This is a genomic window from Bartonella sp. CL162QHHD (assembly GCF_042195435.1).
Taxonomy (GTDB): Bacteria; Pseudomonadota; Alphaproteobacteria; order Rhizobiales; family Rhizobiaceae; genus Bartonella.
The window spans coordinates 92,449-114,691 of the sequence record NZ_JBHIOG010000024.1; the positions used below are offsets into that span (position 1 = coordinate 92,449).

Consider the following 22,243-nt stretch of genomic DNA (forward strand, 5'->3'; position numbering starts at 1 on the left):
CTATAGTTTTAGCTATATATTCAAACAACCTATTATTATACATGAATAAGCAATGTAAAAAAACGCGCAATATCATCTTTTGCATAAGAACAGACTCTATCGTGTTTTCTTACAGAATTTTCTTGAAGAAAAGCTCTTTTTAAATTTGCTTTTTCATTTTATTTGCCTAAAGAGCGATAAAATACCAAACAAGAGATTCAATCAAAAGAACTCCAAAGATAGCTGCCAAATAGAGTAACGAAAAGAAAAACGTTTTTTTGGCCATCAAAATAGTTTCATTATGTGTATCAGCTTTCCATAAACGATAGGCAAAATAAATAAAGATAATGCTTAAAATTGTTGAAAAAATAGCATAAAAAATTCCGCCAAGACCAATAAAGCAAGGAGCAGCAGCACATAATGCCATCAAAATAGTATAAAATAAAATCTGTTTTTTTGTTGAATGTTCACCTCGTACATTAGGCATCATAGGGATGCCTGCAGCCTCATAATCAAGAGATGAAAATAAAGAAAGAGACCAAAAATGGGGGGGGGTCCACATAAAAATGATCAAAAATAATAAAAAGCTATCAATACTCACTGTCCCTGTTGCCGCGGCCCATCCAATCATTGGTGGAAAAGCCCCAGAAGCACCACCAATAACAATATTTTGTGGTGTGATACGCTTTAACCAAATTGTATAGATAACGACATAAAAGAAAATCGTAAAAGCAAGAAAAAATGCCGCAAACCAATTAATGAAGCTCCCCATAACCAATACCGAGAGCATAGAAAGAACCATGCCAAAAATAAATGCCTTTTGAGAGCTGATTTTACCCATGGGAATGGGACGCTTTTTAGTCCGTTCCATCACAGCATCAATGTCAGCATCATACCACATGTTCAGTGCTCCCGCACCACCGCCACCAGCAGCAATACATAAAATTGCTAAAAAACCATACCACGGATTGATAGGAACAGGAGACACCATCAAACCAACTAAAGCCGTAAAGATCACAAGAGACATAACACGTGGCTTTAATAATGTGATATAATCACTAATAGTGGATTTTGGTGGCGTTGATTTACCATTCACAACCGATAACTTTTCTGAAACTGACATTCCACTCAAAGCCCTTTTCCATTTCTGTCATTCACAAACCCAATATTATCTGACAAATATTATCTAGCGTATGGAAATGACCAATTAAGACCAATCGTATTTTTGAGAAAATATGAAATATCTCTTTCGCACGTATACCCTAAAAGTAGATGAAAATACTGGCAATAAAAACACATTTTTTCAATCAACGTTCTTTCCCATATTACAAGTGTATCATAAAAATATATCCTATGAATTAATATATTTGGGTAAATACTGATTTTGTGTTATAGTTTTTTATAGGGAATTCATTTTTTATGTAAATCTATGCATGGTTGTGAGTGTTGAGTCGGATAGGATTTTCTGTGATACTTTATAAATTACTCAAAAAAACTTTTTTTATTGGCACTGTTTTTTACACACTTTATAGTAGTTTTATCAGTCATGCATTTGCACAAACACCCTATGCGCAAAGTGTCCCTGCTCCACAAACCTATGGTGCATGGACAAAAGTTTGTTCTCTACCACCAGGTACACCTAACATGCAGTGTGAAGTTGTACAAAACGTTCACACACAAGGGCGTCAAGATATTACCTTGCGCGTTACATTTTATAAACTTCCTCAAAAGCAAGGTGCCTTGATGCGTGTTTTTGTTCCGATTCGCGTTGAATTACGTCCTGGCGTTGGAATTAAAATTGACGATAAAAATATGGGCAGAATGGAATATCGTCGTTGTCTTGGTGATAATTGTGTTGCTGAAGCCTTTCTTAAAGAAGACATATTGCAGCTCTTTTTAAAAGGAAAAATGGCAACCTATTTTATCTTTACAACTCCGGAACAAGGGATTGGAGGTTTTGTTGACCTTCATGGTCTTGGCGACGCCTATGCAACCTTACCAACATGAGTGAAATCAATACACTTTAAACGATTGAAATTTCATCGTATATTTTGAAAGATTCTTAAAATTAGATTGATAAAAATCTTCTAAGCCCTCATAAAAATAGGATAATTCTTATGAAATCGCTGATTGATCATTTTGATATTGCTTCCTCTAAAGTGCAATCACTTGTACAGGAAACACTTCATCATGCTGATGATGGTGAGCTTTACCTTGAGTACACAGAAAGCGAAGCTCTTTTATTTGATAATGGGCAGCTTAAAAACGGCTCATTTCATCAAGATATGGGATTTGGACTACGCGTTGTTGCTGGAGAGGCTACTGGATATGCTCACTCTAGTGAGTTATCAGCTGCTGCACTCAAACGTGCCAGTGAAGCTGCTAAAGCTGTTACCTATAATAATCATGCAGGGCCTTATAGTATAGCACCTCAACAAACAAACAAAAGACTTTATCAACCGCATAATCCCCTTGATGCTCCATCATTTGAAGAAAAAAGTGCTCTTTTGCAAAAAATTGATGCCTATTTACGTGCTAAAAATGATAAATTGCATCAAGTGACTGTTTCTCTTTCCGGCTCACTACAACATGTTGAAATTTTACGTGCAGATGGTTATTTGGTTCGTGATATTCGTCCCCTTGTGCGACTTTCTATATCTGTGGTCGTAGCTGAAGGCAATCGACGTGAAAATGGTTTTTATGGGTGTGGAGGGAGACAAGCATTTAACCAATTTATTCATGAAGACAATTGGAAGAAAGCTGCAGATGAAGCCTTACGTATGGCTTTAACAAATTTAGAAGCAGAAGCAGCACCTGCTGGATCTTTTGATGTTGTCTTAGCCAACGGATGGCCTGGTGTTATGCTCCATGAAGCCGTAGGTCATGGTTTAGAAGGTGACTTTAACCGTAAAAAAACATCCGCTTTTGCTGGACTTTTAGGACAACAAGTTGCAGCAAAAGGTGTTACAGTTGTTGATGACGGAACAATTCCACAATGCCGTGGCTCTCTCACTGTTGATGATGAGGGGACCCCTTCAGGATATAACGTTCTCATTGAAGATGGAAAGCTCGTTGGTTTTATGCAAGACAGGCTTAATGCACGGCTTATGGGAGGTAAATCAACTGGAAATGGACGGCGTGAATCTTATGCTTATGCACCAATGCCACGAATGACCAATACAATCATGCTAGGAGGAGATAAAACACCTGAAGAAATCCTTTCTTCACTTAAAAGTGGTATCTATGCTGTTTCATTTGGTGGAGGACAAGTTGATATTACTTCTGGAAAATTCGTCTTTGAATGTACTGAAGCATACCGAGTAGAAAATGGTAAAATTTGTGCACCAATCAAAGGGGCAACTCTTATTGGAAATGGACCGGATGCTATGAAACGTATCACAATGATTGGTAATGATAGTAAACTAGATAATGGTATTGGTATGTGTGGAAAAGCTGGCCAAAATGTCCCTGTTGGTGTTGGCCAACCTCACCTTCGAATCAATAATATGACAATCGGTGGAACTGCGCTTATAGAGGAATAAGCTTGCTCATTCCTTCCCCGTATTGCCTCCTTCTCGTCTATTACGACCATTTTGTGAGGGGGTACAATGCATTGATTTATAAAGATAATCTAGCGTTATTCATATTGTATTAGAACCTTGAATACCGTAAGATTCTCTCATTTTAAATCTGTGTCTGTTGAACCAATCAAAATCATTCGTTTATACATTACAGGCAGGGAGAGTTATATGGATAAAAACTGTACAAGAAAGAACTAAAGATTCTTCTTATGGACCGTCTCAAGTACCAAGAATTTTAGAAACATTGGGAGATGGTAAATATAACGATGGAACAGGCTTATTCAGACACATATTCTTCGTAATCCATTCGTCTTTTTTGTGGTTTTTTTGTGTGGGGTAACTTGTCTTTTATATTTCATAATAAAAAAGCACTTTCTACATTCAGTGCTCTTAGATCAACGAGAAAAAGGTTATTATTATAGATAAATTTTGGAGAGATTTTATAATAATACTCAGGTAAACTTTTAAAAAAAATTAGGCTAAAGTTTCCAACCTTTCTTTTTTTTCTTTTTGCTCAAAACAGCAACAATTTCGACATGTGGTGACCATAAAAATTGATCGATCGGTATGATTTTTTCTACTGTATACCCCCCTGCAACAAGAAGAGATAAATCACGAGCAAATGTAGTAGGATTACAAGAAATTGCCACAACACGTGATACTGTTGTCTTCGCTAATTCACGTACTTGTTGCTCTGCACCAGCACGGGGAGGATCCAAAACAACACTCTCAAAACATTCAAGTTCCTTTACAGAAAGGGGATGTCGGAAAAGATCACGTTTTTCACAAGTGACCGTTTTTAAACCAGTCGCAAAACGTGCTGCTGTATTTAGATTTCTTAATGCATCTTCATTATTTTCTACTGCATGAACATTCATCTTTTTTGCCATACGCAAGGTAAATGTTCCTACCCCTGAAAACAAATCAACAGCATTCTTTGCTTTTTTTAAATGAGTCAAAATAATATTGCCCATTATATTTTCCGCTTCACAAGTTGCTTGCAGAAAACCACCAGAAGGAAATTCAACACGGACATCTCCAAAGTAAATCTCTGGTTTTTCTCGTTCAACCAAAACTTCACCTTCAACAGATAAACGTATAATCCCATATGAAAGAGCAGCACTGATCATTTTCTGACGAAGTGATTCATGGTGTATAATGCAACCGCTTAAAGTAACATCTAAACCATTTTCAACACATGTTATCGTAACATGAAACCGTTTGGCAGAGTTCTTTAGAAAAGCACAGAGCTCTTTGATATTATGCAACTGAGAAATAAGCTCTGGACGGCTTACTGGGCATTCCTCAAGAGCTACAATCTCATGAGAGAGATAACGGTTAAAACCAACTTTTTGCCCCTGTGGGGTCATGGATGCTGTTAGAGTAATCCGCCGTCGGCTATAAGGTTTACATTCTATTAAAGGCGCAACAACATTATTAAGTCCATACTTTTTAAGCGCCTCAACAACCAATTGTTGTTTCCATACGCGATAAGCATCCATATGCCAATGCTGAAGAGTACACCCTCCACATTCTCCAAAATGCTGACAAAGAGTATCAATGCGTTCTGATGATTTTTCTTTTAATGCTATATATGTTGCATATTTTCCATGAACAGTAATTTCAGCACACTCTCCTGGTAAAGTAAAAGGAACAGAAACGAAGCCGTGAGACGTCTTAGCAATACCATAACCATTTGCTCCGATATGATCGATTATGACATTGTCATTCACTCTTGTTTTTCTCCGAATAGTAAATATTCCACGTTGCCATCACCACCTGTAATAGGGGAAGAAATTAAACCTTTTGCACTCCACCCTGTTTGTGTATTTAACCAAACAAAAAGTGCCTCAGCAGTTTCTTTAGCACTTGATGGACTTAATATTCCTCCCTTACTAAAATGTTTACGACCAACCTCAAACTGAGGCTTTACCAGTAAAACAGCTTGGGCACCCTTCTTGGCTAAAGACAACACGGGAGGCAATGCAAGTTTGAGCGAAATAAAGCTAACATCTGAAACGATAAGATCAATTTCTCGCCCACCTAAATGTTCCTGTTTAAAATCTCTGACATTCAAGCATTCTAATAACGTTATAGCACTGTTGCCCAATAAACGTTTATCAAATTGATGATGCCCAACATCAACGGCAATAACATGATCTGCTCCACGCTCTAAGAGAACTTGCGTAAAACCACCTGTTGATGCACCAACATCAATGGCTGTCACTTTATCTGTTATAATTGGAAATGCATCAAGTGCAGCAATCAATTTTAACGCTGCCCGAGAAACATAATTCTGCGCTGGATCACAAACGGTAATCTCTGCATCATCAAAAACGATTTGCCCAGCTTTAAAAACGATTTCTCCGTTAACTTTAACAGTTTGGCGCATAACAGCATCACGTGCGCGTGAACGTGTCTTAAAAAAGTTTTTTTCAACTAAAAGAATATCGAGTCTTTTTCTGGCAGCCATCTCATACTCGAATTTTTTATCCTGTTCGAATCTCGCGGTCCAAAGCTGTAAAAACCGTGTTGACAATGCCCATAGCATCAAGCCCGATACGTGAAAGAACTTTTTCTGGTGAGCCTTGATTCAAATATTCATCTGGAAGTTGTAGTGTACGAACTTTCAAACCATGCTCTAAGAGCCCTTCTTGCGCTAAAAATTGTAATATGTGCGCTCCAAATCCACCGATTGCCCCTTCTTCAATTGTCACCAATACCTCATGCTCACGTGCCAAACGACGCATCAAATCCTTATCTAAAGGTTTTGCAAACCGTGCATCTGCAACCGTTGTAGATAACCCTTCAACCTCCAACGCATCAGCAGCTTGCAACACTTCTGACATCCGCGTTCCAAAACAAACCAAAGCGATCTTATTCCCTTCACGCAGAACGCGCCCTTTTCCAATTTCTAATAACTCACCACGTTGCGGTAAATCTATACCAATCCCCTCACCACGCGGATAACGAAAAGAAATTGGTCCCTGATCATAAGCTGCAGCTGTACGCACCATATGCATCAATTCAAGCTCATCAGAAGGTGCCATAACAACAAACTCAGGAAGAGTGGACAAAAAAACAATATCAAAACTTCCAGCATGTGTTGCGCCATCTGCCCCCACAAAACCTGCTCGGTCAATAGCAAAACGTACCGGTAATTTTTGAATTGATACATCATGAATAATTTGATCATAAGCACGCTGTAAAAAAGTAGAATAAATTGCAACAAAAGGCTTATACCCTTCACAAGCAAGTCCTGCCGCAAAAGTTACGGCATGTTGCTCAGCGATACCAACATCAAACATTTTTTCAGGAAATTTTTTCGCAAAAGAATCAAGGCCTGTCCCTGTTGGCATCGCTGCTGTTATGCCAACAATCTTATCATCATGGCGAGCTTCTTCTATTAAAGCTTTAGAAAATACCTTGGTATAGGGTAGAATATTACTTGATGCTTTTACCTGTTTTCCTGTCGTGACATCAAAACGATTAACACCATGATATTTATCAGACGAGGCCTCTGCAGGTGGATATCCCTTTCCCTTATGGGTTACAACATGCACCAAAACAGGACCGTTAGGATATTCACGAACATTTTTAAAAACAGGCAATAAATGCCCCAAATTGTGCCCATCTATGGGTCCAACATAATAAAAGCCAAGCTCATCAAATAAAGTTCCCCCAACCAAAAGGCCACGCGCAAATTCCTCTGAACGACGGGCCTTATCCAAAAAAAACTTTGGCAATTTTTCGCTCAACATCTTTACGCGTTCACGCAAATGACGATAAGAAGGACGAGACACTAATCGTGCAAGATGTGCACTCATAGCACCTGTAGGTGGTGCTATAGACATATCGTTATCATTAAGAACAACAATCAAGCGCGCATTCAAAACACCAGCGTTGTTCATTGCTTCATATGCCATACCCGCAGACATTGCACCATCACCAATGACAGTTATGATATTGCGTCTTGTCTCTGCTTTCAAAGCACTTGCCACCGCCATGCCAAGCCCCGCTGAAATAGAAGTAGATGAATGCCCCGCTCCAAATGGATCATACACACTTTCTGAACGTTTTGTAAAACCAGATAATCCGCCCTCTTGACGTAATGTGCGAATTTTTTCTCTACGCCCCGTTAAAATCTTGTGTGGATAGGTTTGATGACCAACATCCCAAATAATCCTATCCTCTGGTGTATTAAAAATATAATGTAATGCAACAGTGAGCTCAACAACACCAAGTCCCGCCCCAAGATGACCACCTGTTACAGAAACCGCATCAATTGTTGCTGTCCGCAACTCATCAACCAACTGTACCAAATCAGACTCATGCAATGCCCGCAAATCTTGCGGAAAACAAACACGGTCAAGCAATGGTGTTAGGACCTGAGACAAAAAAAATCCTTTCTATTATCTTAACTCAAGAAAACGCAACGAAATACATCTTCTCTACTCTTATTTACAGTTTTGCATCTTTTTTTACTGAAAAATGCTCTTTTCTATTGAGATGAACTATAATTTCCTCATTTTTAAATTATTATATAAAAAAGAAATCAATAAATTTTTCTGTTTATAAACTAAGGTTATTGCATCTCTTAAGTCCCACAATAAATATCCAAAAAGATTTAATATTATTTAGCATCAAGTGGTTCTACTCCTTCTGGAGAACCTTCTTCTGAAAACTGGATTTTTTCAACTTTAGCTTCAGCAACTCTTAAGAGTTTTTCACAATGCTTTTTAAGCGCTTCACCGCGTTCATAAATATCAATGGATTGTTCCAAAGGCACATCGCCACGTTCCAAATTTTCGACAATAACTTCAAGTTGCTTAAGCGCTTGCTCGAAACTTAAGGTCGTAATATCCCCCTCTTGTATCTCTTTTTTCATATGAACCTCAAAAAATATCTGTTCTGGATATACGAATTCCAAAACCTTCCAAACCTACATAATGGCGCTCTTTAGAAGCATAAACAATAACAGAGCCTATTCCTAAATATTTTAAAATTTGTGATCCTAAACCAATTTTGCGCCATTCTTCTTCGCGTTCAATCGCCTGCACATGGTTTTCTGAACTGTCTCTTGCCATGTTTTGAATATCAATAGCTGATTGTATAACAGATCCTTCACGCAAATAAATAAATACGCCACGTTTTTCTTTTTCCATCATACGCCGCATCATCACCATAATATCTGAAGTTTGACAAAAAACGTCATTTATAATGTTTTCATGATGTAAATACACAGGAATATCCTCCCCCTCACGGACATCACCAAAAACAATTGCAATATGCTGAACGGCTTCCCAAGGGAGTTGATAACTTTGAATAATAGCGGGACCTACAAATGTTTCAATAGGCATTTCTCCAACATTTTTGATCAATATTTCCTTACGTTGGCGGTAAGCAATTAAATCTGCAACCGTTATAATATGCAACCGATGTTCTTGCGCAAATTTCATAATCTGATCGCCATGTTTAACGCTTCCATCATCATTAACTAACTCACCGATAACACCAACCGGCGGCAAATTAGCTAATTTACATAAATCAACAGCCGCCTCTGTGTGACCTGAACGCATGAGCACCCCCCCTTCATGCGCAATCAAAGGAAAAACATGCCCTGGACGAACAAAATCATCCGCACTTGCATTTGAATTCGCAAGATTACGTACAGCTAATGTACGGTCATGTGCTGAGATCCCTGTTGTTATGCCGTGTTTAAAATCAACAGTAACCGTAAATTGTGTCCCATGTGCAGAATTATTATCTGGTACCATAGGAGAAAGATTAAACCGTTTTGCTTCTTTTTTTGGCATAGGTGTGCACACAATACCTGTTGTGTGACGAAGAATAAACGCCATCTTTTCTTCTGTACAATGCGCTGCAGCAACAGTTAAATCACCTTCATTTTCACGGTCATCATCATCTGTTACCACAACAATTTCACCGCGTTCAAAAGCTTTAAGTGCAGAAACAATTTTTTTTTCATCATACGCCATTGTTCACCTTCTCAATCACCCAACTTGACCGCGATGTCTTAGATAATGGTCAGCAATAGCACAAGCAACCATCGCTTCACCAACAGGAACGGCACGGATCCCAACACATGGATCATGACGCCCCTTTGTTATAACGTCTATATCATGACCATCAACATCAATAGAGCGACGAGGTGTTAAAATTGATGAAGTAGGCTTTACAGCAAAACGTGCAACAATTGGCTGTCCACTCGATATTCCCCCTAAAATACCTCCCGCATGATTTGATAAAAAAAGCGGTTTTCCATCATTTCCCATTCGCATTTCATCGGCATTTTCTTCTCCCCTCAAGCGGGCTGCCGCAAAACCATCACCAATTTCCACACCTTTTACCGCATTAATCGACATAAGTAACGAGGCAATATCTTGATCAAGCTTTGCGTAAATAGGGGCTCCTAAACCTGCCGGAACATTTTCTGCAACGATCTCAACAACCGCTCCAACAGATGTTCCCTCTTTACGGAGTTCACTGATATAATCACTAAAAATGTGAACCATCTCTGCATCAGCTGTAAAAAAAGGATTATTATTAACCTCTGACCAATCCCAACGATCACGATTAATATTATGAGGACCAATTGCTATCACTGCTCCTCGTACAATCAAACCAGGAACGATTTTACGAGCAAATGCACCAGCTGCAACACGTGCTGCCGTCTCCCGTGCCGAAGCACGTCCCCCGCCTCGAAAATCACGAATGCCATATTTAATATCATAAGTATAATCCGCATGTCCTGGACGATACTGATGGGCAATCGAGCTATAATCCTTCGAACGCTGATCTGTGTTTCGAATCAACAGAGAAATTGGTGTACCTGTTGTCACCAATGTCGTCCCATCGTCTTGAACAACAACTCCTGAAAGGACCTCTACTTTATCTGATTCTCGGCGCTGCGTTGTATATTTTGATTGTCCTGGTTTGCGTTTATCAAGATAAGCTTGAACTTCTGCAAGAGTAAAAATAATTCCAGGTGGACAACCATCAATGACACAACCAAGAGCAGCACCATGACTTTCACCCCATGTTGTTACACGAAACAAATGACCAAATGTATTATGCGACATGAAAAAGATCCGTTTCTCTGTCAAATATTACAACGACAACGCATGTTGTATGCTATACACAAGGTAGCTCTTTGCGCTCAAATACTCTTAGCCACTTTAAATTTGGTCAAATTACTGCTGTCCAATAAAATCCTATAAACCAAACTTTATTCTTTAACGACAGAAATGTCTGGTGCATCAACGGCTTTCATACCTATGATATTATAACCCGAATCGACATGATGGACTTCACCAGTAACAGAACGAGACAAATCTGAAAGAAAATAAAGCGCAGAATCACCAACCTCTTCAATTGTTACCGTACGACGTAATGGAGCATTATATTCATTCCATTTTAAAATATAACGAAAATCACCAATACCAGAAGCTGCTAACGTTTTAATGGGTCCAGCAGATATAGCATTAACACGAATATTTTGAGGACCTAAATCTACCGCTAAATATTTCACGCTCGCTTCAAGAGCCGCTTTAGCAACCCCCATTACATTATAATTTGGAACAACCTTTTCTGCTCCATAATAGGTCAGTGTCAAGATTGAACCACCATCTGGCATCAATTTTTCTGCACGCTTCGTTAGAGCCGTTAGGGAATAAACGGAAATATTCATGGTCATCATAAAATTTGATTCGCTGATATCAATATAACGACCACTTAATTCATCTTTATCAGAAAAACCAATAGCATGAACTAAAAAATCGAGTTTTCCCCATTTCTTCTCTATTTCTTTAAAGACCGTATCAATAGAGACACTGTCAGAAACATCACAATGTCCACAAACAAACCCCTTTAATTCTTCAGCCAAAGGCTCAACACGCTTTTTCATTGCTTCACCCTGATAGGTAAAAGCAAGCTCTGCCCCTGCGCTACTTGCCGCTTTAGCGATTCCCCAAGCGATGGAGCGATTATTGGCCAACCCCAAAATTAAACCACGCTTACCGTACAATAAACCATTACCCTTAGCCATCAGCACTGCCCCATTGTTACTTAAAATTAATATTATTCATCTGCCTATGACACAGGTCAACTTTTTCTTCAAGCAATTGGTTTAAAATCAAACAAAAACTACGCTTTTATATATAAAAATTTTAAAATTAATCTTGTTGCATTTGCAAAAACTGTTCTAGCGCGGCATTTTCACCTTCCGGCAACATAATGCGAACATGCACATAAAGATCATCTCTTGTACCATTTTTTAAACGAAGCCCTTTCCCTTTCAACCGTAAAACGCGATCAGAACTTGACCACGCAGGAATCGTTAAAACCACACGTCCCTCCAACGTCTCAACTTCTTCTTTTGCTCCCAAAACAGCATGTTTAAGAGAAACTGGTAAATCAAGATGAAGTGCTCTTCCTTCAACCCGAAAACGAGGATGTTTTTGAATCTGAATGGTTATCAACGCATCTCCTGCTTGCCCAAGAGCTACCTCTTCTCCCTGACCTTTTAAACGAATAACCTGTCCGTCTTCAATATAATATGGAAGTTTAATTTTTAACTTTTTTCCATTTGGAAAAACAGCTTCCACCTTTTCTGCGCCAACCATCTGCTCTAGTGTTATGGCAAGATTAGCACGAACATGTGCTCCTTGTTGGGGACGGTTATAGTGTGTGGAATTCGAAAAGCTACCTCCTCCTCCAAACAGATCCCGAAAAATATCACTCGCATCAAAACCTGCACCACCTGAAGAGGAAAAATCAAATCCCTTTGCTCTTCCTGAAAAGGGATTTTGTTTATTGCTAAAATTTTCACCAGTACCATAGGCTTGATAAAGCGGTTTTCCTTCCATATCAATTTCACCGCGGTCAAATTGTGCCTTTTTATCTTTATCACCTATAATTTCATAAGCTTGATTAATTTCAGCAAATTTTTCTTTAGCCTTTGCATCATCTCTATTATGATCTGGATGATACTTCTTTGCTAATCTTCTAAATGCCGATTTAATCTCTTGCGATTTTGCGGTACGTGCCACACCCAGAATCGTGTAGGGATCACGCATATTGCCCTCTTTTCAATTTCTTCGTTTTCAAAATATCAACTGATACGTTGTTAATACCCTTATAACTTCATCAATCTATTCTAGAGAATAATTTCTTCTTTTCTCTTTATATGTCTATCAATAAACTAAAATACCAGATAAAATGAGATATTTATTTAATATAGCTCCTTGTAGTCTATGCTAAAGTAAAAATAATTAAACTACCATAGAAATACACGATAGCATTGGCTTTTTGAAAATAAGGAAAAATGGTACTGTGACTTCTTGATGATAAAGTAAATGAGAAAATGCCTCACCCATGCTCACTGATATTTGGAGAAACTATGAGCAAAAAAATACCAACAGATGATCATTTTATGCAAATGCAAAAACCTTTTGAACTTTTCGCAAAGTGGCTTGAAGAGGCAACGATAAGTGAAATAAATGATCCGAATGCTATGGCATTAGCAACAGTTGACGAAACAGGACTCCCTAATGTTCGTATGGTTCTCCTCAAAGACTACAGTCCCCAAGGCTTTGTCTTCTATACCAATTATGAAAGCTGTAAAGGACAAGAAATTTTAAAATCAATGAAAGCATCCTTAGGTTTTCATTGGAAATCGCTCCGTCGTCAGGTAAGAATTAGAGGAATTGTTGAAAAAGTAAGTCAACAGGAAGCCGATGCCTATTTCCAATCACGACCACGTGGTAGTCGAATTGGTGCATGGGCATCTAAACAATCTCAACCTTTAGACAATCGTTTTGTGCTCGAAAAAGCAATTGCTCAATATACTGCGCGTTATGCTCTAGGTAATATTCCACGACCACCTTATTGGTCTGGGTTTCGTGTTAAACCCCTTTCTATAGAGTTCTGGTGTGATCGCCCATTTCGTTTACATGATCGTCTGCTTTTTACACGAGATTGTGTTGAACACAGCGATTGGAAAAGACAAAAACTTTATCCCTAATCCTTCAAATTTCATCGTTATGAAGATTTTTTCTTCCCAACAGTTAAACAAATATTTTTTATTTGAAAAATTCTAAAAGAAGATGATTTATTTTATTTAAATAGAAGAATTTCATTTCCACTGTAACAGTTGATTAGTAATATTTTCTACTGTATCGCTTAAAAATAGATTAGCAACAAGCTTATTTAAAAAAACATACTGTATTCAGTAGAAACTATGATTTTAGCTAACTTATTTTTAGACCGCAGGATAAAATATCGTCCATATACCCCCACATACTAAACCAGCAAAAATCACAAAACCAATAAGCGAATTAGATTTGAAAAGCCTGAGGCATTGTGAACTGTCATCTATATCAATGACTTTAATTTGAATAAACATATGGATGCTTGCCACAAAAATCCCCAAAAAACTAAGAACAGGGACTCCAGCTAAATAAAATGCTAGACTAATGAACATCACAAAACCACCATACAAAAATACTAAAGCACGCTTGGTTGCTTTACCAAAGAGAAGAGCCGTAGAACGGACACCAACAGTAACGTCATCTTCTTTATCTTGATGTGCGTAGATTGTATCATATCCTATGGTCCACAAAATTGATCCCACATAAAGCAAGATTGGTGCCCAGCTTAAACTTCCAAAGACAACAGCCCACCCCATTAATGCCCCCCAATTAAACGCAACGCCTAAAAAAAACTGCGGCCAATATGTTACGCGTTTCATAAAAGGATAAAATGCAACAGCTATCAATGACGAAATACCTAGAAAAAAACTAAACCTATTAAATTGTGATAAAACAACTAAACCAACCAAACATTGCACAAGTATAAAAACTCTTGCTTGAAACCGACTCACATGACCTGTCGGCAATGGGCGAGAACGTGTCCTTTCTACCTGAGCATCAATTTTATGGTCAATAAGATCATTCCAAGTACATCCTGCCCCTCGCATAGCAATAGATCCCAGAAAAAAAAGAAAAAGATACCAAACCCAATGAAGAAACATTGATAAAAGAGTATCGTAATGCATTTTATAAGAGAAAAAAGCCATTGTTGTTGACCAAAAACAAGGCCACATCAACAATTGCCATCCAATAGGCCGATCCCAACGCGCCAATTGCGCATAAAACCATAAAGAACAGGGAAGGAAATTGTAGACCCATTGTTTGGAAGATGCATCCATAACCCGTCCTTGGCTATCATAGGACTGAACATGCGCGATATTTTTATTTTTTTTCATCAAATGATTTACCTTTGGTCTTGCGATAGAGACATTTCATTCTTATGAGAAGGGGATGAGATTAATCATCTTTTATGAGAGGAGCAAGCAATGAATATTCTTCTTATTGGCTCAGGTGGACGAGAACACGCTTTAGCATGGAAAATAGCAGCATCACCACTGCTAACAAAGTTATACTGTGCTCCTGGAAATCCTGCAACAACAGAATTTGGTGAAAATATTAATTTAAACATTGATGACCATTCCCTTGTTATTGATTTTTGTAAAGCACGTTCTATTGATCTTGTAATTGTAGGACCAGAAGCACCATTGGTTGCGGGTATAACAGACTCTCTTAATAGCGCTAACATCTGTGTATTTGGTCCTACTCAAAAAGCTGCTCAACTAGAAGGTTCAAAAGCTTTTACAAAAGATTTATGTCGTAAGAATAACATTCCTACAGGAAGTTACCAATGCTTTAATGATGCCTCTAAAGCTAAAGCTTACATTCAGCAACAAGATGTTCCCATTGTTATTAAAGCTGATGGCTTAGCAGCTGGTAAAGGTGTTGTGGTTGCAACAACTATGGAAGAAGCATTTAACGCAGTTGATGCCTGCTTCAAAAGTACATTTGGAGATGCAGGAAACAAAATTGTTGTAGAATCTTTTCTTGAAGGTGAAGAAGCAAGCTTCTTCTGCCTTTGTGATGGTAAAGTTGCTCTTCCTTTTGGATCTGCTCAAGATCATAAACGTGTAGGTGATGGGGATATTGGAGCAAACACCGGTGGTATGGGTGCTTATTCACCAGCGCCCATCATGACCAAAGAAATAGTGAATCGTACTCTCAAAGAAATTGTTGAACCAGCTTTAAAAAGCATGAAAGAAATGGGCGCTCCCTTTAAAGGTATTCTCTTCGTCGGATTAATGATAACGCAAAAAGGACCCGAATTAATTGAATTTAACGTACGATTCGGTGATCCTGAATGTCAAGTTTTAATGATGCGCCTCAAAGATGACATTTTGCCAATTTTTCTTGCTGCTGCTCAAGGAAAACTTGAAAATAAGCCTCTTCGGTGGTCTGAAAAAGCTGCTCTCACCGTTGTTATGGCTGCTAATGGTTATCCAGACTCTCCCCAAAAAGGTACTGTTATCCGTAACGTTGATCAAGTAAACTCTCTTCCCGATGTGAAAGTTTTTCAAGCTGGTACAGTGTTGCGTGATGGAGAACTCATTGCAAATGGTGGACGTGTTCTCAATATAACTGCAACAGGAAAAACGATTACGCATGCACAAAAACGTGCCTATGAAGCTGTTGATTGTATTGATTGGCCAGAAGGTTTTGTTCGTCGTGATATCGGATGGAGAGCCGTTGCGCGAGAAAATAAAATCCTTTGAATATTCTTTTTTACGATTTTATTATTTTATATAAGAGCATGACACACAAATTTTCTCACTGTTTTACGTTGACCATAATTTTGAAAAAATGAGTGTGCTTTCCTTTGAACAATCAAATATTATAAATAGAATATCTACTCATGATAAAATAGGAAAATTTTTTGAATCTGAAAATGTAATATAAAATGATCATTTTACTGTTACTTTAAACGTATTTTCTCATCATTTTTATAAACACTTTCTTTCTTATAAAGTCCTGAAGAAAAACATATATACTATCATTTCTTTTATCTATCGCGTTTTTAATGAAATTCCGCTTTTACAAAAAATAAAATGCCCAAAAAAGATAGTTATATTATTCACATACAAATTCTTAAACAATACCTCTCATGCTCATCACTCCCATTTTACGACACTACCTGCAAATAGTATAAATCCATTCTGCCATCTTTCTGGAATAAAAACCGATACCATCTTTGTATTTTCCAACTCTCAATATTACGATCACCCTTTCTATCTAAATGATTTTGATTATAAGAGAGAGAGATGAAATAAGAATATTCTGCAATATTCAAAGCTCTCATTCAACATGGAGAAATTATTTATAAAAAAATTCAAAAACACTTCCAGCAATCTGCTGGTGTTTTTATGATGTGGCAAAAACCCAAAATTATACCGCCAAAAAAAACAGTTTCTATTGTTATGAAAACCGTTTTTACCTCTCCGAAAAAAGCGTTTTACATAATCGATTCCTGCTGCCAATGTATGGTGTCAAAAAACTCTCATTTACAATCATTGACTTCCTCTTTTTGTTTTCAAGAACCAAAAGTCACACCAAATCCCGTCTGTAAAGGTCTGGATTCTCATTGAGCGGGTTCCTCTTGCTTCCCACTCCTATGCTGCACTTACACAAATACCTACAAGCAAACTTAAGAATATTTGCCATATCTTCTAAAACACTTCATGTGTGAAGTTTACATGCCTTATATTACCGCTCCAAACAACGATGTTTTACAGCACAACAAGATAAATGCTGACGGTAGTACAAAAATGAATGCATGTTAATATTACTGGAGTGCAATTCGATTCGCAATCACCAAACGCAAGCCTAACGGATTGCTATAACGAAGTAAAAAACGCTTTTGTTTAGAATGTGCTGTTGTACCAAAAAATCGATGTAAATCAGAACGATCTTTTACAACCAGAATGCGATTATCTTCATTGATCATAAGCATGGGAAGGCCATAAGTATCCGCCCATAACCGCCAATCCAGAAGAACATTATTCAAATCTCTGGAAACCAAAAGTGGTATACAAGCTTCCTCATCGGCATGAAGTAATTCTAATGCAACAGCTCTTTCTCCTGAACGCGTTTTTACGGTACGTGCTGCAATTCCTTGGAAATGATAAGGGGGTATTAAATGCGATAAACTTGAAGGCATATCCGTTTTAAAAGAAACACCACGCTCATTTAACGAACAAATAACCTGATTACCCGTTTTGGATGAAAAATATGTCGTCGTTTGTGGCAAATGGCACGGATCTAACCGAAATTCAAGCACCGCTTTTGCCTGATTAAAGCATTGATTAGCCATATACATTATCCCAATTTATCTTAAATAACATACACCCTTTAGCAGCTTTTTCTCATTGGATTATTAAAAGTTTGAATAAAAAACAACTGGTTTCTTTTTTGGTTATTAAAATCTAAACAAAAATACATGATCACCATTCTTGAATTATAATACTTTTCCAGGATTCATTATCCCTAAAGGATCGAGCGTTTTTTTAATCCCTTGCATAATATCCAATGCGACAGGCGATTTAAAAGAACGAAGTTCTTCGCGCTTAAGCTGACCAATTCCATGCTCAGCAGAAAATGCACCTCTATAGTCCACCACTAAACTATGAATGCGATGATTCATTGTTGACCATAACTGCAAGAACACTGTCGTATCAGCTCCTACAGGTTGTGTAATATTATAATGTAAATTTCCATCGCCCATGTGTCCAAAACAAATCACCCGTGCTCCTGGAGCAATATCTTCTACAATAAGCGCTGCCTCAGCAATAAAATCAGGAATAGAAGCAAGTGGGATTGCAATATCATGCTTAATGGACCCTCCTGCTAACTTTTGTGCTGATGATATACTTTCTCGTAATTGCCAAAAAAAATCTTGCTGTTTTAAAGATTGCGCAACAACTGCATCTTCTATCACCGCATTCTTTAAAGCTTCTTCTAAAATAGTACTCAATACCGATAATGCCTCATCATTGCCTTGCAACGATGAAATGTTCATTAATACATACCATTCATGTTTCCGCTGAAGAGGAGGCTTCTCACACATCTTATAATCTAAAGCCATTTGCAAACTGAGATTTCCCATGAGCTCAAAACCTGTCAACATCCCTCCTCCATATTCTTGAGCCAGAGATAAAAACTCTAAAGCCTTCGCCGGACTATATAATCCCACCAAAGCAACAGCTTTTCCTTTTATTTTTGGAAACATCTTCAAAACGGCTGCGGTTATAACTCCCAATGTGCCTTCTGCACCAATAAAAAGATCTTTTAAATCGTAACCGCTATTGTCTTTTTTAACAAAACGCAAATCATCTAAAATACGCCCATCCGGTAAAACAACTTCTAAACCAAGACAAAGATCACGCATATTGCCATAAGCTAAAACAGCTGTCCCTCCAGCATTCGACGAAAGATTGCCTCCTACTTGGCAAGAACCTTCAGATGCCAAAGAAAGAGGGAAAAAACGACCTGATTCATCCACTTTTTTCTGTAAATCCTGTAAAATAACACCAGCCTCTACAACAACAAAATTTCCCTCAAGATTTATAGCTCTAATCTTATTTAATCGCTCCATGGATAAAAGAACGCTCCCTCCTCTTTCATCTGGTTGTTGTCCCCCCACAAGCCCTGTATTTCCACCCTGTGGCACAATCGGTGTGCGCGTTTTGCTCGCTAACTGCATAATCGATGAGATCTCTGCGCAAGAAGATGGACGTAAAAGTAAAGGTGTTTTTCCATGAAAAAGCCCACGCTCTTCAAGCAAATACGGCGCAATCAACGCTTGATCTGTTATAGCATGCTTAGCACCAACAATTTTCCTAAACCCCTCAATTAATTCCTGCTCCATGTTCATTTCTCCTTTGGAGCTGCAGCCCGTATAAGACGATCATTGATAGCCTCCCCTAATCCGTATGATGGAATAGGTTCTACTGCGATACATCTCACTTTAAATGAATCTAATTCCTTCATATATTGAAATAAATGAGAGGCTGCCTCTTCCAACTTTCCATCTTCGCTAAGGTTTAAAATAGAAACGGCATTTTCAGCCCCCATAACACGCTTTGAACCAAATGCTAAAAGCGCTTCACCATTTTCCACCTTTTCTACATTCAAACGAACCGTGGCATTGGGGGCATAATGCGATTTTAACATCCCAGGAGCTTCAATCGCCGCCCTTTGATCTATCCGTTTTAAAGACTTCCCCACAACTTCTTCAATTTTATCAGCCGTAAGCCCCCCTGGACGCAAAAGATAAATATTTTCACCACAAATTTTAATAATCGTTGATTCTAGCCCTATTTTAGCAGGTCCTCCGTCCAATATTAAAGGAACAGATTCCCCCAAAGATGCAAAAACAGCCTCAGCTGAAGTAGGGCTAAGACGCCCCGATTGATTCGCACTAGGAGCAGCAAGTGGACGGCCAAAATGTTGTACCACTTCCGCAAAACGACTGTCTGGAAAACGAACAGCCAAGGTATTCAAACCAGAGGTTGTTAAAGGATGGATATTATGCTGTTCCTTTAAAGGCAAAACCAATGTCAAAGGCCCTGGCCAAAATTCCTCCATTAATTGGCGTGAAAGAAAGTCAATTTTAACATAACGTTGTGCCATTTCGATGCCGCTAACATGCGCAATAAGAGGATTAATTTGCGGACGACCCTTTGTAGAATAAATAGAAGAAATTGCCCTCCCATTGGTTGCATCGCCCGCTAATCCATAAACAGTTTCCGTTGGTAACGCTACTAACTTCCCTTTTTCAAGAAGCGCTATTGCTTCTCTTATCGAAGCACTATCGAGTGGTAGAATCGTCATGATACATCATTTCTATAACACTCTTTTAGTGATATTATGCTCTTTTTTATTCATATATCACATTGATTTTATATAGTTTTTTTTAAAAGTGCGAGGTTCATAAATAAAGGTTAGGGAATAGGATTTTCCAATATTCTTCTACAAAACATATCTTATTCTGCCAACTTTCTCTAATCATTTTTTGAATTTTGCTAAGTTCTCTTGTGAAAAGCTATTGTTGAAACTCTTGACATAAACTTAACGTGTAGTACATTGTACTACAATTGAATAGGAGGTTTAGCAATGGGAAAAATTCAAGCCCGCATACCTGATGAAGTTCAAGAAATTGCAAGTGCAGTTATTAAGTCTACGGGTTTAACTGTATCGGATGCAGTACGCATGTTTATGACCCGTATTGCTAGAGATCGAGCATTACCGCTTGATCTATTCCAACCAAATCCGGAAACATTACGAGCTATCGAGGATGCTGAAATGAGACGCATCGAACATACATCATTAGACGGCTTAAGGACCATGATACGGGAAGATAGAACCGAAATGCGTAAATCTGAAAAGCAAACCTAAGCTTGCTATGCGGGAAATTGTCTATACGCGTTCATTCCGGTGTGATCTTAAACATGAAAGCAAAGGTAGGTATGCTAATGCACTAGAGGAGAATTTACTGCTTGTGGTCAAAGCGTTAGCGGAGAATGAACCGCTAACGGCGCATTGGAGAGATCATGCACTAACATGTCAATGGCGCAATTGTCGTGATTGTCATATCAAGCCAGATTTAGTTGTGATCTATCGAAAGCCAGATACCAAAACACTAGAGCTCTTACGACTTGGTTTGCATTCTGAACTACGCTTATGATTGGATCTCCAATTCATAGTAAAAAGGATTTTTCGAAGTTTTGCTTGTATGACAGTTTTTCTAATTCTTTAAGAACCATTGTTTTAAATGTGCGAAGATGTTGTCTATTGCATCCATGAGGCGTGCAAAATCAAGGATAAGCAAAAAAAGAAAAAATGCTATCCACTTCATCAAGCGAGACATCATTTTCACGCTTTGATAGGTGATGATCATTTCTTGAAGCATTTCTTTTCTACTTCTGTAAGCTCTGTGTGTTTTTTGGATTTTTTTCTAACCATGTTTCCACCCACACAAGCGTTGACCCTGCTTGTTATGCTTTAAGAGCTCTCTTCCTAAGTTTGAGCTAATGGTGTTCAGATCTTGCCGGCTTAAATAAACAGGTAACCAACCAACACAAGAAGAAGCATATTTATTTGTCGCGCAATCAATCAAAGAGAGCAGCACGCACATCAGCAGCACTTTTTTGATTAACTTCACTTTCCACCTCCAGACGTATTGTGGCTGCTTTTAAAGCTTTTTCTGTTTGCTTTTGTTGTTCTGCTTTTTTTCCAAGAGTAAAGGCTCTTGCTAAAATCATAAAAAAAAGCGTCTAAAGCCGCACCTGTTAGCATCAGATTTCTTTTCATCCATAAGATTCATAGGCAGTGCTCCTGAAAACGTTTAGCAACAAAGAAAATGCCAGCATATGCGGCTCAAACCATAATGGCGGCTAAAGCCCATTGAACTAGACCATTGCCCGCTAAAAAACCGCCAAGACCTGAGAAAGAACCAATAATGGGTGCCAATGCTTCTGCTTTACCCCCCCGTTTCTACTGTTTGATAATTAGCAGAAGCACAAGCCCCTTTCGTCCATAGCCCTGCCTCTGATACACGCCGGAGTACAAGACCTTGTAAACGTTTGCCACTTGGCTTTGGTCCATTTTCTGCAATTCGGTTGGTACAGCTTCATAATCACCCCGATTAAGCCTTTTAAGCAATGTTCTATAGCCTTCTTGAGGGCTTAACGTGTTGCCTATGATTTTCATGGCAAGATCTGGATATTGTGTGAGTGCTTG

General features: G+C 38.3%; 19 protein-coding genes and 3 pseudogenes. 6 read left to right on the forward strand and 16 right to left on the reverse strand.

What is annotated here, in order from left to right; translation table 11 throughout:
- Window positions 1–166: 166 nt before the first annotated feature.
- Window positions 167–1,102 carry a heme o synthase gene (cyoE, locus tag ACFILD_RS02835; protein ID WP_273791365.1) on the reverse strand — a complete coding sequence of 312 codons (936 nt, stop codon included), beginning with the start codon at window positions 1,100–1,102 and terminating at the stop codon, window positions 167–169.
- 344 nt (window positions 1,103–1,446) lie between these two features.
- Between cyoE and ACFILD_RS02840 the strand changes: the two genes are divergently transcribed.
- Window positions 1,447–1,986: an invasion associated locus B family protein gene (locus ACFILD_RS02840; protein ID WP_273791352.1), complete on the forward strand. Its 540-nt coding sequence runs from the start codon at window positions 1,447–1,449 to the stop codon at window positions 1,984–1,986.
- Between the two features lie 110 nt (window positions 1,987–2,096).
- On the forward strand, window positions 2,097–3,521 hold the full coding sequence (tldD, locus tag ACFILD_RS02845; RefSeq protein WP_273791351.1) for a metalloprotease TldD: 1,425 nt from the start codon (window positions 2,097–2,099) through the stop codon (window positions 3,519–3,521).
- A 518-nt stretch (window positions 3,522–4,039) separates the two neighbouring features.
- Here tldD and ACFILD_RS02850 read toward each other — a convergent pair.
- The 8 genes from ACFILD_RS02850 to ACFILD_RS02885 form a co-directional block, all read right to left on the reverse strand.
- Window positions 4,040–5,293 carry a class I SAM-dependent RNA methyltransferase gene (locus tag ACFILD_RS02850; protein ID WP_375664729.1) on the reverse strand — a complete coding sequence of 418 codons (1,254 nt, stop codon included), beginning with the start codon at window positions 5,291–5,293 and terminating at the stop codon, window positions 4,040–4,042.
- Window positions 5,290–6,033 (reverse strand): TlyA family RNA methyltransferase, encoded by a 744-nt coding sequence (locus ACFILD_RS02855; protein WP_375637430.1) that lies wholly within the window; start codon window positions 6,031–6,033, stop codon window positions 5,290–5,292. Before ACFILD_RS02855 ends, ACFILD_RS02850 begins: the two co-directional genes overlap by 4 nt.
- A 16-nt stretch (window positions 6,034–6,049) precedes the next feature.
- Window positions 6,050–7,957 carry a 1-deoxy-D-xylulose-5-phosphate synthase gene (gene dxs, locus ACFILD_RS02860; RefSeq protein WP_375664730.1) on the reverse strand — a complete coding sequence of 636 codons (1,908 nt, stop codon included), beginning with the start codon at window positions 7,955–7,957 and terminating at the stop codon, window positions 6,050–6,052.
- 236 nt (window positions 7,958–8,193) lie between these two features.
- Window positions 8,194–8,448, reverse strand: a complete 255-nt coding sequence (locus ACFILD_RS02865) for an exodeoxyribonuclease VII small subunit (protein ID WP_273791347.1) — start codon at window positions 8,446–8,448, stop codon at window positions 8,194–8,196.
- A 7-nt stretch (window positions 8,449–8,455) separates the two neighbouring features.
- Complete coding sequence (gene ribB / locus ACFILD_RS02870) at window positions 8,456–9,559, reverse strand: 3,4-dihydroxy-2-butanone-4-phosphate synthase (RefSeq protein ID WP_375654549.1); 1,104 nt, start codon at window positions 9,557–9,559, stop codon at window positions 8,456–8,458.
- A gap of 15 nt (window positions 9,560–9,574) precedes the next feature.
- On the reverse strand, window positions 9,575–10,663 hold the full coding sequence (aroC, locus tag ACFILD_RS02875) for a chorismate synthase (protein ID WP_375663231.1): 1,089 nt from the start codon (window positions 10,661–10,663) through the stop codon (window positions 9,575–9,577).
- Between the two features lie 146 nt (window positions 10,664–10,809).
- A complete protein-coding gene (gene fabI / locus ACFILD_RS02880; protein ID WP_273791344.1) occupies window positions 10,810–11,628 on the reverse strand; it encodes an enoyl-ACP reductase FabI in 819 nt (272 codons plus the stop codon).
- Between the two features lie 127 nt (window positions 11,629–11,755).
- The gene (locus ACFILD_RS02885; protein ID WP_273791343.1) at window positions 11,756–12,658 is read right to left on the reverse strand and encodes a J domain-containing protein; all 903 of its coding nucleotides are present in this window, start codon (window positions 12,656–12,658) and stop codon (window positions 11,756–11,758) included.
- 323 nt (window positions 12,659–12,981) lie between these two features.
- Here ACFILD_RS02885 and pdxH point away from each other — a divergent pair, with 323 nt between their 5' ends.
- Window positions 12,982–13,605 carry a pyridoxamine 5'-phosphate oxidase gene (pdxH, locus tag ACFILD_RS02890; RefSeq protein WP_375628318.1) on the forward strand — a complete coding sequence of 208 codons (624 nt, stop codon included), beginning with the start codon at window positions 12,982–12,984 and terminating at the stop codon, window positions 13,603–13,605.
- Between the two features lie 237 nt (window positions 13,606–13,842).
- Here the strand turns inward: pdxH and ubiA are convergent, their stop codons facing one another.
- Window positions 13,843–14,847, reverse strand: coding sequence for a 4-hydroxybenzoate octaprenyltransferase (gene ubiA, locus ACFILD_RS02895; RefSeq protein ID WP_375631380.1), 1,005 nt, complete (start codon window positions 14,845–14,847; stop codon window positions 13,843–13,845).
- 90 nt (window positions 14,848–14,937) lie between these two features.
- Here ubiA and purD point away from each other — a divergent pair, with 90 nt between their 5' ends.
- Window positions 14,938–16,221 (forward strand): phosphoribosylamine--glycine ligase, encoded by a 1,284-nt coding sequence (purD, locus tag ACFILD_RS02900; protein WP_375631379.1) that lies wholly within the window; start codon window positions 14,938–14,940, stop codon window positions 16,219–16,221.
- A gap of 1,067 nt (window positions 16,222–17,288) precedes the next feature.
- On the opposite strand, the gene ACFILD_RS02905 is transcribed toward purD, so the two are convergent.
- The 3 genes from ACFILD_RS02905 to ACFILD_RS02915 all read right to left on the reverse strand — a co-directional run bounded on the left by ACFILD_RS02905 (window position 17,289) and on the right by ACFILD_RS02915 (window position 20,335).
- Window positions 17,289–17,816, reverse strand: a complete 528-nt coding sequence (locus tag ACFILD_RS02905) for a DUF6101 family protein (protein WP_012754813.1) — start codon at window positions 17,814–17,816, stop codon at window positions 17,289–17,291.
- Between the two features lie 144 nt (window positions 17,817–17,960).
- Window positions 17,961–19,370, reverse strand: coding sequence for an FAD-binding oxidoreductase (locus ACFILD_RS02910; RefSeq protein ID WP_375664170.1), 1,410 nt, complete (start codon window positions 19,368–19,370; stop codon window positions 17,961–17,963).
- A gap of 2 nt (window positions 19,371–19,372) precedes the next feature.
- On the reverse strand, window positions 19,373–20,335 hold the full coding sequence (locus ACFILD_RS02915) for an L-threonylcarbamoyladenylate synthase (protein ID WP_375664732.1): 963 nt from the start codon (window positions 20,333–20,335) through the stop codon (window positions 19,373–19,375).
- A gap of 282 nt (window positions 20,336–20,617) precedes the next feature.
- Here ACFILD_RS02915 and ACFILD_RS02920 point away from each other — a divergent pair, with 282 nt between their 5' ends.
- Entirely contained in the window at window positions 20,618–20,899 is a 282-nt protein-coding gene (locus tag ACFILD_RS02920; RefSeq protein WP_273791337.1) for a type II toxin-antitoxin system RelB/DinJ family antitoxin, read from the forward strand.
- A 7-nt stretch (window positions 20,900–20,906) separates the two neighbouring features.
- Entirely contained in the window at window positions 20,907–21,188 is a 282-nt protein-coding gene (locus ACFILD_RS02925) for a type II toxin-antitoxin system YafQ family toxin (RefSeq protein WP_273791336.1), read from the forward strand.
- Window positions 21,189–21,248: 60 nt separating this feature from the next.
- Here the strand turns inward: ACFILD_RS02925 and ACFILD_RS02930 are convergent.
- The 3 pseudogenes from ACFILD_RS02930 to ACFILD_RS02940 form a co-directional block, all read right to left on the reverse strand.
- Window positions 21,249–21,466 (reverse strand): annotated as a pseudogene (locus tag ACFILD_RS02930) (hypothetical protein).
- A gap of 146 nt (window positions 21,467–21,612) precedes the next feature.
- Window positions 21,613–21,814 (reverse strand): annotated as a pseudogene (locus ACFILD_RS02935) (hypothetical protein).
- Window positions 21,815–21,880: 66 nt separating this feature from the next.
- A pseudogene (locus ACFILD_RS02940) lies at window positions 21,881–22,168 on the reverse strand (glycoside hydrolase family protein); the annotation flags it as partial.
- Window positions 22,169–22,243 lie beyond the last annotated feature (75 nt).